This window comes from Gordonia abscondita, assembly GCF_032711245.1.
Classification (GTDB): domain Bacteria; phylum Actinomycetota; class Actinomycetes; order Mycobacteriales; family Mycobacteriaceae; genus Gordonia.
This window is the reverse complement of the sequence record NZ_CP128986.1, coordinates 1,437,356-1,449,775: the sequence shown is the minus strand read 5'-3', so window position 1 is coordinate 1,449,775 and position 12,420 is coordinate 1,437,356. Positions and strand designations below refer to the sequence as shown.

General features: G+C 65.3%; 9 protein-coding genes. 2 read left to right on the top strand and 7 right to left on the bottom strand.

All coding sequences use genetic code 11. The features are described 5' to 3' along the window. Positions 1-28: 28 nt before the first annotated feature. The 3 genes from MP11Mi_RS06780 to MP11Mi_RS06770 all read right to left on the bottom strand — a co-directional run bounded on the left by MP11Mi_RS06780 (position 29) and on the right by MP11Mi_RS06770 (position 3,943). Positions 29-673 carry a YoaK family protein gene (locus MP11Mi_RS06780; protein ID WP_420041528.1) on the bottom strand — a complete coding sequence of 215 codons (645 nt, stop codon included), beginning with the start codon at positions 671-673 and terminating at the stop codon, positions 29-31. A gap of 139 nt (positions 674-812) precedes the next feature. Beyond that, positions 813-2,255, bottom strand: a complete 1,443-nt coding sequence (gene fumC / locus MP11Mi_RS06775) for a class II fumarate hydratase (protein ID WP_420041527.1) — start codon at positions 2,253-2,255, stop codon at positions 813-815. Beyond that, positions 2,252-3,943 carry an NAD-dependent malic enzyme gene (locus MP11Mi_RS06770; RefSeq protein ID WP_420712869.1) on the bottom strand — a complete coding sequence of 564 codons (1,692 nt, stop codon included), beginning with the start codon at positions 3,941-3,943 and terminating at the stop codon, positions 2,252-2,254. The genes fumC and MP11Mi_RS06770 overlap by 4 nt, the downstream gene beginning before the upstream one ends. A 246-nt stretch (positions 3,944-4,189) precedes the next feature. Here MP11Mi_RS06770 and MP11Mi_RS06765 point away from each other — a divergent pair, with 246 nt between their 5' ends. Next, positions 4,190-4,867 (top strand): SDR family oxidoreductase, encoded by a 678-nt coding sequence (locus tag MP11Mi_RS06765; protein WP_420041525.1) that lies wholly within the window; start codon positions 4,190-4,192, stop codon positions 4,865-4,867. 26 nt (positions 4,868-4,893) lie between these two features. On the opposite strand, the gene MP11Mi_RS06760 is transcribed toward MP11Mi_RS06765, so the two are convergent. Next, positions 4,894-5,520, bottom strand: coding sequence for a TetR/AcrR family transcriptional regulator (locus tag MP11Mi_RS06760; protein WP_420041524.1), 627 nt, complete (start codon positions 5,518-5,520; stop codon positions 4,894-4,896). Positions 5,521-5,582: 62 nt separating this feature from the next. On the opposite strand from MP11Mi_RS06760, the gene MP11Mi_RS06755 reads away from it, so the two are divergent. After that, a complete protein-coding gene (locus tag MP11Mi_RS06755) occupies positions 5,583-6,443 on the top strand; it encodes an alpha/beta fold hydrolase (RefSeq protein WP_420041523.1) in 861 nt (286 codons plus the stop codon). Here MP11Mi_RS06755 and MP11Mi_RS06750 read toward each other — a convergent pair. Genes MP11Mi_RS06750 through MP11Mi_RS06740 form a run of 3 tightly spaced genes read right to left on the bottom strand, consistent with a single transcriptional unit; the run spans position 6,440 to position 12,419 of the window. Continuing rightward, positions 6,440-10,705, bottom strand: coding sequence for a condensation domain-containing protein (locus MP11Mi_RS06750; RefSeq protein WP_420041522.1), 4,266 nt, complete (start codon positions 10,703-10,705; stop codon positions 6,440-6,442). The genes MP11Mi_RS06755 and MP11Mi_RS06750 overlap by 4 nt on opposite strands. Next, positions 10,702-11,433 carry a methyltransferase gene (locus MP11Mi_RS06745; protein WP_420041521.1) on the bottom strand — a complete coding sequence of 244 codons (732 nt, stop codon included), beginning with the start codon at positions 11,431-11,433 and terminating at the stop codon, positions 10,702-10,704. The genes MP11Mi_RS06750 and MP11Mi_RS06745 overlap by 4 nt, the downstream gene beginning before the upstream one ends. After that, entirely contained in the window at positions 11,430-12,419 is a 990-nt protein-coding gene (locus MP11Mi_RS06740; protein ID WP_420041520.1) for an iron-containing redox enzyme family protein, read from the bottom strand. The genes MP11Mi_RS06745 and MP11Mi_RS06740 overlap by 4 nt, the downstream gene beginning before the upstream one ends. Position 12,420: the final 1 nt, after the last annotated feature.

The following is a 12,420-nucleotide window of genomic DNA, read 5'->3' as shown; positions in this document are numbered from 1 at the left end:
GCGCCGGTCGCGTCGGGCCGCCGACGAACTACGCGGTGCGGTGCGGCAGGAGGCAGGCGACCACTGCGAAGGCCGCCGCGAACCAGAGCGCGACGGCACCCAGCCCGTGAAAGGCGACGCCGCCGACCGCTGCACCGACGGCAAAGACCGCCCAGAAGCCGAGCGTCTTGACCCAGCCCCACGGGTGCTCGGCCCCGATCCCGGCGATCATCTGATGGGCGGCCTTCACGAGCGTGCCGGTGACGTAGGTAAGTCCGACGTGCACATCTGTGTTCGCGGCGAGCGCGGAGTTGATGAGTCCGGCCGCGACGGCGATGACGATCAGGCCAGCCCAGACCGACGAGGTGTTCGCCGTGATCGTGCCAATGATCGTCACCGTGGCGATCAAAATCATCAGCAGCCGATGCGCCGCACTCCCACCCCACCGTCCGACAGCGGCCCCGGCGACGTTACCTGCGAAGAACAGCACGATCAGAAGTGCACTGAGTCCCGCCAGATGCCAATGGCCGGTGGCCGACGAAGAACCGAGAATCGTCGTGTTCCCTGACATGAACGCGACGAAACTGCCCTGCAGGACCACGAAGGCGATAGCGTCGACGAACCCCGCCAGGCCGAGCAGCCACGCTCCAAGCAAGGCGTCCGATGATCCCCCGCGGCTGACCTCTTCGTTCATATACGCCACCTCAATCGGGAATCGCTCAGCACATGATCGACCGTGCGCCCGGCCGACGACACGGGATCGAAGCGGCCCCGACCGCACCCCGGACTCGTTACGAGTCCGGGAGCGGCCGGGGCCGTCTCGCGATCGATGACTAGCCGATCATCTTGCGCGGATCCACGACGTCGTCGAACGTCGCCGCGTCGATATATCCGGTCGCAAGGGCAGCCTCGCGCAGCGTGGTGCCCTCGTCGTTCGCCTTATGCGCGATCGCCGAGGCCTTGTCGTATCCGATCACCGGGGACAGCGCCGTGACGAGCATCAGCGACTGCTCCAGCAGTGCGGCGATCCGCTCCTCGTGCAACTGAGTTCCCTCGATGCAGTACTCGCGCAGCTTGACCGCGGCATCGCCGAGAATTCGCGCCGAGTGCAGCACGTTGTTGATGATGATCGGACGCATGGCGTTGAGTTCGAAGTTGCCCTGCGAACCGGCGAACGCCACACAGGTGTCTTCGCTTAGCACCTGAATGCACACCATCACCATTGCTTCGCACTGGGTCGGGTTGACCTTGCCCGGCATGATCGAGCTGCCCGGCTCATTCGCCGGAAGGATCAGCTCACCGAAACCGCACCGAGGTCCGGACGCCAGCCAGCGAATGTCGTTGGAGATCTTCATCAACGGCACCGCCAAGGCACGCAGTCCCGCGCTCGCCCCGACCATCGCATCCAAGCCGCCCTGAGCGGCGAACTTGTTCTCGGCGGTCACGAACGGATACCCGGTGAGCTCGGCGATCTTGGCCGCGGCATCGACGTCGAAGTTCTCCGGCGCATTCAGGCCCGTGCCCACGGCGGTTCCGCCCAAAGCGAGCTCGTACAGGCCCTGCAGCGAACCCTTCAGACGCTCGATGCCCTGCTCGATCTGCCGCGCATAGCCCGACCATTCCTGGCCGACGGTCACCGGGGTCGCATCCTGCAAGTGGGTGCGACCGATCTTCACCACGTCGCCCCACTTGTCGGCATTCGTGGCGAAGGCTGCCTGCAGATCGATCATGGCCGGCAGCAGGCGCTCGTTGATCTCCTTCACGGTGGCGATGTGCATCGCAGTCGGGAAGGAATCGTTGGACGACTGCCCCAAGTTGACGTGATCGTTCGGGTGCACCGGATCCTTAGACCCCAGTTCGCCGCCGACGAGCTGAATCGCGCGGTTGCTGATCACCTCGTTGACGTTCATGTTCGACTGGGTTCCCGAACCCGTCTGCCAGACGTACAGCGGGAAATGCTCGTCCAGTTCGCCGCTGATCACTTCGTCGGCGACCTGCGCGATGAGGTCGGCTTTCCAACCCGGCAGTCGACCGGCCGCACCATTCACCTGGGCGGCAGCCTTCTTCACATAGCCATAGGCACGGTAGACCTCGTGCGGCATCTTGTCGTTGCCGATCGAGAAGTGCTGCAACGAGCGCTGGGTCTGTGCGCCCCAGTACTTGTCGGCCGGCACGTCGATGCCGCCCATCGAATCGGTTTCATGACGTTCACCGGTCGCATCAATCCCGATCGCCAGATCCAGGATCTCCGGTGTGGCTGCGGCGTCGTCGCTCATTCGGCGAGCTCCGTGTAAACCGGCTGCCACATCGCGTCTTCGACAGCCTGCACAAGACTGTCGTAGCTCTTGGTGGACACACCTTCTTCGATCGCCTGCTTGGCGACCGCGAGTGCCACGATCGCAGACGACGCGCGCAAGTTGTCCACCGCCGGGAGCAGCGATGCACCCAGCGCGGTCGGATCGACCTGGTCGGCGACCGCCTTCGCCGCGGCGAGCAACATCCCGTCAGTGACGTGACTGGCTCCCGAGACGATGGTCCCCAGGCCCAGACCCGGGTACAGCAGGGCGTTGTTGGCCTGGCCGATGTTGTAGTCGACACCGTTGTACGACACCGGATCCACCGGGATTCCGGTGGCGACCAGTGCCCGTCCCTCCGACCACGGCACAGCGTCCGCGGGCATCACCTCGATGCGCTCGGTGGGGTTTGACAGCGGCAGCAGAATCGGGCGCTCGACACCGGCGGCCAACGCTTCGACGACGGCCTTCGGGAAGCCGTTGTGCATCGTCGAGGTACCGATGAGGATCGTCGGCTTCACCTCGTTCACCACAGTGAGCAGGTCGATCCGCCCGTCGGTCCGCGACCAGTCGGCGACCTCGGCCGCAGGCCGCGCGTACGCCGCCTGGTAGTTCGGCAGATCCGCCATGTCATCGGTGACCAGCCCGTCGACGTCGACCAGCCACACGCGCGCCTTCGCCTCGTCCTCGCTCAGCCCGTCGCGAATCATCGCGGCGCTGATCTGGTCGGCCATGCCGGTGCCTGCCGTGCCTGCGCCGAAGACCAGCAGTCGCTGCTCAGCGAACGTCTGCTTCGTCACTTTGAGCCCGGAGAACACTGCCGACATGACGATGGCGCCAGTGCCCTGCATGTCGTCGTTGAAGATCCGGTAAGTGTCGCGATTCTCCTCGAGAATGCGGCGCGCGTTGCTGGGGCCGAAGTCCTCGAAATGCAGCAATGCGTTCGGGAACAGCTCAGACGCGGTCTTCAGGTAGAGGTCGATAAAGTCGTTGTACCGGTCGCCGGTGATACGGGCGTGGCGGTTGCCCAGGTATTCGGGGCTATTCAGCAGGACCTCGTTGTCGGTGCCGACGTCGAGGTTCACGGCGATCACCCGGCCCGGGTCAACCCCGGCGGCAGCCGTGTACACGGCGAGCTTGCCGATCGAGATGTCCGTGCCGTTCACGCCCCAGTCGCCGATGCCGAGAATCTCCTGGGCGTCGGAGACCACGATGAGATCAACGTCGTCAGGGCCGAGGCCAAGTCCGGTGAACGAAGCGCGCACGTCATCGGGGCGGTCGATGGAGAGGTAGACGGCCCGCGAATCGCGGTAGTCGTTGCTCCACTGCTTGATCGCGTCGCCGATCGTGGGGTCGTACACGATGGGCAGCATCTCCGCGAGATGGTCGACGATGACCTTGTAGAACAGCACTTCGTTGCGGTCGTGCAGTTGATCGAGGTAGGTGTACTTCTGCAGGTCGGTGGAATAGCCGCTGATCTGTCGGTAGCACCGTGCAGCCTGCTCATCGAGGGTTTCCACCGCAGACGGCAGTCGACCGATCAGGCCGAGGCGTGCACGCTCATCCACGGTGAACGCAGTTCCGCGGTTACGCAGCGGATCGGTACTGACGGTCGGGCTATTGGGCGTAGATTCCTCCTTGAATGGAACACGGGTGCAGGCCGGGCACAAATCAAGAGAAATATGACCGGTAGCAGAATCCAGCCTTACGCACGCGCGAGATGGGGGCCCGGCTCGGAAGCAATGTCGTCCCGGATACCGTCCTTGATGGCACATAATGTGACATTAATTACCCCGAATAGATGACACCCGCGCGCCTAAAGGTCTACGCCCTTGAGGCCGAAACTCCTGGCCTGGAAACGGTTTCAGACACCGAACGGATCCGGCGGCTGATCGGCGGCCCGTAGGCTGACGAGCATGTCCACCGCATTAATAACCGGAGCCAGCCGCGGCGTAGGCGCGCAGATCGCGCGCGCTCTCGCACCCACCCACGATCTCCTGCTAGGAGGTCGTGGAAGTGCTGAACTCGACTCTCTCGCAATGGAGTTGGACGGTTCGGCGACGTTTCCGGTCGATCTCACCGACTACGACACGCTCGAAGCATCCGTCGAAGCGATCGGCTCACTCGACGTGCTGGTGCACTGCGCGGGTGTCGCGAGCAGCTTGGAGAACGTCGCCGACACCCCGGTCGACGAATGGCGGCACGTCCTCGACGTGAACCTCGTCGCCGCCGCGGAGCTCACCCGACTGCTGCTACCCGCGCTCCGGGCGCGCGGCGGGCACGTCGTCTTCCTCAATTCGGGTGCGGGCATGCGCGTGAATCCTGGGTGGACTCCGTACGCTGCCAGCAAGTTCGGCCTCCGCGCACTGGCCGACGGGCTGCGTGCCGAAGAGCCGTCACTGCGTGTTACCTCGATCTTCCCGGGCCGCATCGACACCGACATGCAACGCGACATCGTGGCCCGCGAAGGCGGGGTCTACGAGTCCAGTCGATTCCTCAAACCGGAGACCGTCGCCGTCGCCGTCGCACAGGCTATTGCGGCACCCGCCGACGCGCACCCGACCGACGTCGTACTGCGGCCGACTGGACGTTGATCGACTCTGACCAGGGGCCAGATCAATCAGCCTGAGCCATCAGACTTGTCCCTGCCACGGAGTTGCGCGGTGACGATCGCGGCTGTCCACGGCGATTCTCGATCGGCGATCGTGCGGTGCAGTACCAATGCATCGGTCAGTTCTACGAGCACTTCGACGTCGGCGCGCGACGACGGTAGACCCGCCCGTCGCAGCAGATCCGTCGCGATATCGACGCTGCGCTCATGGACCGCTCCTCGATCCATCAGTCGACTGCGCAGATCCGCGTCGTCGAGTTCCAGAATGAGCGCATAACGGGCACGCATGTCGTCCCGGCGATCGGCGAGCGTCCCGATCAGTGTGCATATCGCCGCCACCGCCTCGTCGAGGGAGAGTTCACCGCCCTCGTCGGGCACAGACCCGCCGAGCCGCGACGGCGCGGTTACGGAATCGAGGTCCCCGGCGTCGCGTAACGCACGCCGTTCCAGTTCGTCGACGACTATCTCCAGCAATGCCGAGCGAGTTCTCGCATACGACGACGTGGATCCGGACGGGATGCCCGCGGCGGCGTCGACCGCTCGATGCGTCAACGCCCGCATCCCGTCGTGCGCGATGAGGGCGATCGCACTCTCGGCGATCAGACGACGTCGAATTGTCGACCTCGGTTCCACCATTCGGTCATTCTACAGGTGTAGTGTCGATGCCAGTTCTCTACACCTGTAGTCGAAGGACGCTCATGATGATCACCCCGGACATCGACCGGACCCTTTACCCGTTCGCATCCCGGTGGTTCACGTCGTCGGCCGGACGCGTCCACTACGTCGACGAGGGGAGCGGGCGGCCGATCCTGTTCTGCCATGGTTCACCGACCTGGAGTTTCATGTTCCGCCGGGTGATCGAAGCGCTGCGGGGTCAGTACCGGTGCATCGCCGTCGATCATCTCGGTTTCGGATTGTCGGAGCGACCCGACGGGTTCGGCTATACCGTCGCCTCACATTGCGAGGTACTCGTCGAACTGATCGACCATCTCGACCTCGAGGATCTGATCGTCGTCGGGCACGACTGGGGCGGACCGATCGGGCTCACCGCGGCAGCACAACGACGCAGCTTGGTGAGCGGCACAGTCCTGACGAACACCGCACTATGGCCGATCGATGCCGCCCTGAACAGGGCGTTCAGCACAGTCATGAGTACCTCGTTCATGCAACGGCGGATCGTCGACGACAACTTCCTCATCGAGAAGGTTTTGCTCGGACGCGCCGGGCCGGTATTGACCGGTGCCGAAGCCGACCACTACCGGAGGGTGCAGCCCGCCGGTGCCCGACGTGCATTAGCCGTGATCCCCACCGAAATCCGCGCCGCACGACCACTGCTGGCAGATCTCGCCGACACAATCCCGACACTGCTCGGCGACGTACCAAGTCTCGCGGTCTGGGGAATGCGCGACAAAGTGTTTCCCCCACGCACCAGCCTTCCGCGACTGCAGACGATGTTCACCGATCTGGAGGTCGTAGAACTGAGCGAGTCGGGGCACCTGGTGCCCGAGGAGTCACCCGACGCGCTCGCCGCCGCGATCTCCGCACGGTTCGAGCCCTAAGCTCCCATGCTGGACACCAACTCGGCCGCGAGGTCGCGAACTACAGGTTCGTCGAACAACGCGGACGCGTACAGGACATCGACTGCGCCGTCACGGGCGACGCCCGGGGGGACGACAGAGAAATGCAGGTCGCAGTGCGCGACATCGACCGGAATCGGTGTCACACGCACGCCGATCCCCTCGAACGACTGATGATCGTCCATCGTCAACATCACCTGGAACAGCGGATGGCGATCGACCGGGAACGGGCCAAGCACATCCACGATGTCGGCGAATGCCGTGCCGGCGTGCTCGAACGCAGCGTTCTCGGCCCGGTGGACTCCGACGATCGTCTCGCCCAACGTCGGCTCCACGCGGCATGGCACACACACGGTGTTGACGAACATTCCGACCACGCCGTCCCATCGAGCGTCATCCCGCCCTGAGAGCAGAGCGCCGATCGGCACCGTATCGGTACCGGTACGTCGCGCAATGACACGGGCTAGCGCGGCCCGCACCACAGTCAACACTGGCACCCGGGCATCACGGGCGGTCGCTTCAACGGTCGACCAGACCGAACACGCCAGGTCGATCCGCGCCCGCGCGCCCGTGCGATTCCACACGGCGGGACGCACGGGCGCGAGGTCAGCCGACGCCGTCGATCGCGCTGCGTGTTCGATGTCTGCGGTACGGCGCTGGTCAGCGAGTGAGCGGGCCGACCGTGCGTACTCGCGGTAGTCGAACTTCGGAGTTGTAACTGATACCCCGAGTAGATCCGAGAGCATCACCCGCATGGACACGCCGTCCGCAGCGAGATGGTGGAGACAGACCGCGACCTGCGTCGCTCCCTCCTCGCCTGCCCTGACTCCGACACGCAGAGGGTAGCGGTGTGCGACGTCGATCGGGCGGAGCAGGTACTCCCGCAGGCTCTCCAGATCACATCCGGGATCGAGTGCATCGACAGTCCAGCGGTCCGGGTCCGAGACCGCGTCGACGGTGAAAGTCGCGTCACCATGGAATCGGCTGCGCAGCATCGGATGCCGATCGAGTTCAGCGGCCACACTCCGCCGGATGTCAGCGACGGAGATCTGCACGTCGACGGTTGCCGCGAACGCGATGAGATGATCAATTCGATCGCGATGCGCGTACACGTTGCGCTGACTGGGCGCCAACGGAACGGCGGCGGAGTCGGCACCGGTCACTGGCCGGGACGGGAGGCGTACGACGTCGGGAGTGGCCGTCCGGATCAGCTCGGCCAACTCGGCGGGAGTCGCATTCGTGAAGACGTCGCGCACACCGATCCGCACATGGTGGATGGCCGCGATCCTGGCGACTACCGCCGTAGCGGACAGCGAGTCGCCCCCGAGGTCTAGGAAGTCGTCGTCCAGCCCGATCGTCGAGATGCCGAGAGCATGCTCGAACGCCTCGACGGCAATGCGTTCGGGTGCATCGGTCGGAGACCGGTGCGCGGGGCGGGTTACCGCCGTCGGATCGGGAAGCCGCGCGCGGTCAAGTTTATTGTTGACGGTCAGCGGCAGCTGGCCGAGGACGCTCACGCCAGTGGGAGCGAACGCGGTGCCCAGCCTAGATCGCACACCGTCGCGCACACGCCGAGCGGTGCCGCGCGTATCCGTCGCGACGACGTACGTGTGAAGTCTGCGCCCACCCGGAGCATCGTAAGCAATTGTGGCGCTTGCCGATACGATGCCCGTCTCGAGGACGACCCGATCGATCTCGGCGAGTTCGACCCGGACCCCACGGATCTTCACCTGATCGTCGGCGCGTCCAACAAACCAGATCTGGTTGTCCGCGCCGCGCCGTACTCGGTCACCAGTGCGGTACATCCGTTCGCCGGAGCCATCGAGGGCGGCGACGAACCGGCTCGCGGTTGCTCCGGCCCCGCTGAGGATCCCGATCGCCAGGCTCGGACCGCACACGTAAAGTTCGCCGTACCCGCCGCGGGGCACCGGCCGCAGTCGCCTGTCCAGGACGGATAGTCGAACTCCGCTCATCGGACGTCCGAGTGGAATGCGCGGGCCAACATCGTCGCCGTCGATCGGCTCGGTGAGTAGCACGCTGCAGGTCGTCTCGGACGGCCCGTACGCGCACCGCACCGTCACCCACCGCGCCCACCTACGGATCAGCGGCGCCGGGCACACGTCTCCGCCGACGATGACATGACTGAGGTCGGGCATCTCCCCGTCGGAGGTCTCCACCGGCAACGTAGCGAGAACTGCCGGTGTCACGAACAAATGGGTCACACGGTGCGCCGCGAGATACCGCGCTAATTCGGCCCCGCCGCGGATGCGCGACGGTACGACGACGAGTGCCGCGCCGGAGTGGGCTGCAGAAAGCGTCTCGACGATCGCAGTGTCGAATCCGGGTGATGCGAGGTGCGCGACGACGCTAGTGGCTTCCATTTCGTAGGACGCGTCGATCTCAGCGGTCAGATCGGCGACACCGCTATGGGAGACGTGCACTCCCTTCGGCACGCCAGTGCTTCCGGAGGTGAACAGGAGATATGCGGACGAGCCGACCCGCGCCAACGGGACGATGGCGGCTCTGCTGCCTGCGGGAACCCCGTCCAGGTCGATGTCGAAGTCCGCGCCACGGCCGATGATCACGGACGGCGATCCGGCGACGATCATCGCTCGCCGACGTGGCTCGGGTAGTGACGGATCGATTGGGAGGACGCACATCCCCGCGGCCGCCACGGCCCACGCGGAGACAACGCTGTTAAACGATCGCTCGCAGACTACGGCGATCACGTCACCGGGGCGAGCCCGTGCGGTCAGTTCGGAAATGAGGCCCGCTGCCGCGTCGGCCACCTCCCGGTACGTGCGTGACTGTCCGGACTCATCGACGACAGCGGTCCGCGGCGAGTCCTGGTGACGTAGATATCCGTCCGCGAGGGTGACCGACACCCCGACCGATGGCGCCTCGCAGCGCCACGCCCCACGATCGGACGACAGGCTCTCGGCCTCGTCGCGGCTAGCTGCTGCGCAGAGATCGGCGACCTCGGCGAGGAGCCCGGCAAGGACGCTCTCGGCGAACGACGGCTCGTGCGCGTCCGCATTGACCTCGATCTCGACGCGCAGTTGATCGGCGGCGCCAGGATAGACGTTGATGTTGAGATCGCTGACCGGGCCGGTCGTGAGGACGCGCAGGTCACAGGCGACGTCATCGCCGAGCGACAGATCTGCGACCGACGGAACAAAGTTGAGGACGGGACCGAGCCGGACCAGGCCTGCGACGTCCCCTCCGACGCCACCACGATCGGCGATCACGTCCTCGTAGCGGTACTGCTGGTGCCGTAGCGCGGCGGAGAGTGTCTGGGCGACGTCCCGCAGGTGCTCGTCGACCGTCCGGGCCGGTCCGTGCTCGACGACGACCGGCAGCAGGTTCGACATGGTGCCTGCGGCAGCACGAACCTTCGCGGTGGTTCTGGTGGAGGTGACCAGAGTCAACGGGATCGTTGCCCGATCAGCGATCCGGGACAGGCAGAGGGCTCCGGCCGCGACCAGGACCGCCACCGACGGGACGGCGGCTCGATCGGCCGTCGCCCGCAGCCGTCGGACCGTCGCGGGCGACAGATTCGCGCCTGCGACATCCGTTCGAACCGACGCCTGCGCGGCGTTGTCGGCGATCCGCAGAGGTTCGGGCACCGCCGCCAGCACCGCCTGCCAGTGCTCGCGGTCGCGCACACGTCGTGGGGACTGCGCGTACTCACGCTCGTGATCGCCGATCACGGTGACCGGTCGTGGGTCGGGCAGCTTAGTGTCGCCCACCGACTCGCCACGCGCCTGACGGTAGCGTCGCGCCACGTGGCGCATCAACAGTTCCGCCGCATATCCGTCGACCAGCACATGGTGGGCCCGCGTATAGAACGTCCACCGCTGCCGCCCGAGTTCGATGAGCACGTACCGAATCAACGGGCCGTCGAGCGGCAATGGAGCCTCTGACATCGACTCCATCGTCTCGGCGGCCGCTCGCTCCGGGTCGACGGCGTCGCGAACCGAGACTCGCTCGATGGCGACGCCGACACGTCCGCCAATGCTCAGGAACGGCTCGCCGCCGCTCGCCTCGTCTGCCGCCGCGCACAAGCGGGTGGTCGACACCCCGAAGTCCACCGACACGTCGTGGACGACGGCGACCAGAAGGCCGGGATCCAGCGCGCCCCGAATCTCCAGGCACTGCGCGACGGCGATCGGAGTGTCGTGGCCGAGCACGTGCTGCGCCCTCCAAATGGCGCGCTGAGCGCGGCTGAGCGGGACTCTGGTCATCGATGTTCCAGGCGTCGAATCGCCCGCACCACGATCAGCCGCTCCGTCGATTGATCGCGGGCGATGAGACCGTTCGTTGCCAACCACGCGGTGCGCCCACGCATGACCGGGCCGAATTCGAGTAGTACTTCGTCGACGACATCGGCGTCGAACCCGTGCTCGTGCAATCCGTCCAGTGTCGCGGACACACCCGCCACCGCGGAGTGCACCAGGATCAGTGCTCCACCGGGAACCACCAGGTTCCGAGCATGTCGCACGAGAGGATCGAGCACGGCCCGCCCGTCGTGCCCGGCGTTCCACGCGTGTCCGTCGTCCACGGCCACCGTCGACACCGGAACGTACGGCGGGTTCGCTACGACAAGGTCGGCCGGGGCTGGCGGTATCCACGTCCGGACGTCGGCCAGCACCGTGTCAACGTGCAGGTCGTTGCGCGCGGCGTTGTCAGCGACGGCGGCTGTAGCGTCCGGTCGGTCATCGACGGCCGTGACTCTCGCGCCGGCCAACGCTGCATAGATCGACGCGATGCCACTGCCTGCGCACAACTCAATCATCGTGCGACCGGTCGCCTCGGCGCGAGCAACCTCGGTCACCGTGTGTTTGCACAGAAGCGCCGAATCGACCGAAGGACGGTAAACACCGTCGACGGCGACGATCGCGGGACGGGGGAGCGCAATGCCGGCGAGGATCGCGTCTGTCGCTTGAGTCGCGGCCGTCCATTCGGTGATCACTGGGCAGTCGCTCTCAGTGAGGATGCCCCACCCTGCCAGCGATCCCAGATGTGTTCGGACGCCAAACGCTCCACGGCCGCGCAGATGCGAGCTCCGCGGACCAGGCCGATTCTGGCGGCCTCTGTCACACCGAGCTCACCTGCGACCCGCCGGACGACGAGCTGCTCGTGCACCGAGTCGGCCTCCACATGCTCATCGAAGAAGATCCGCGCGGACGGATCGACGCCGAGCCGGACGAGAGCACGGCTGTAATCCCGACTCGGCAGCGACGATGTTGTCTCGACGACACTCAGATGTCCGATCAACTCGTTCACACACGATCGATGAATGCCGAAATAGGACAGGGTATTCAACGCTGCCAGAGTCGGAGCAGGAATGGAGTTGATATACCGCGCATACCCGTCATCAAGCCCTAACGCCGTCATTAATCCCGCGAATAGCGTCGAATGCATACGGGACAAAATCCCATTGCCGTACTCATCTGCTTGGACTTCGACGAGTGCCGCTTTCGCCGCACCGTGCAGACGCGGTATCGCATGCGTGTGGAGATCAGCTTCTCTCAATTGATTCAACGAACGGTGAATCATCAATTCCCGGAACTCGTCGAGGGTCCCGTTGACGGCCATGTACTTCGATATCGGCGGTCCGTCTGCTTCGGCCCCGATCGCGAACAGCTCGGCGACCACGTCGCCCGGATCCGACACCGTCCCGACGAGTGAATCGAGCCCGTCGACGAGTTCCTGTTCCAACAATGCACGGACGGCGAGAAGATCGAGGTCCCAGCCAGTTTCGTCGTCGACGCCGTCAACTCCACGCAGATGTAGTTCATACAGGAGAGTCAAGGCGAGTTGCGCGTCGTCATCGGCCAGGATGTCTGGGCGCCGACGTGAAGCTTCGGCACGCAGCTCCGAGGGCGCTGCTGTATCCGAGACGAGAGCTTCGACGAGCAGTTGACTGAGCCGCCCGCGCGGCACCGGAAGCGGCATT

Coding starts and splice junctions, on each gene's coding strand:
- MP11Mi_RS06780 (WP_420041528.1), bottom strand. CDS start 673: ATGAACGAAGAGGTCAGCCGCGGGGGATCATCGGACGCCTTGCTTGGA.
- fumC (WP_420041527.1), bottom strand. CDS start 2,255: ATGAGCGACGACGCCGCAGCCACACCGGAGATCCTGGATCTGGCGATC.
- MP11Mi_RS06765 (WP_420041525.1), top strand. CDS start 4,190: ATGTCCACCGCATTAATAACCGGAGCCAGCCGCGGCGTAGGCGCGCAG.
- MP11Mi_RS06760 (WP_420041524.1), bottom strand. CDS start 5,520: ATGGTGGAACCGAGGTCGACAATTCGACGTCGTCTGATCGCCGAGAGT.
- MP11Mi_RS06755 (WP_420041523.1), top strand. CDS start 5,583: ATGATGATCACCCCGGACATCGACCGGACCCTTTACCCGTTCGCATCC.
- MP11Mi_RS06750 (WP_420041522.1), bottom strand. CDS start 10,705: ATGACCAGAGTCCCGCTCAGCCGCGCTCAGCGCGCCATTTGGAGGGCG.
- MP11Mi_RS06740 (WP_420041520.1), bottom strand. CDS start 12,419: ATGCCGCTTCCGGTGCCGCGCGGGCGGCTCAGTCAACTGCTCGTCGAA.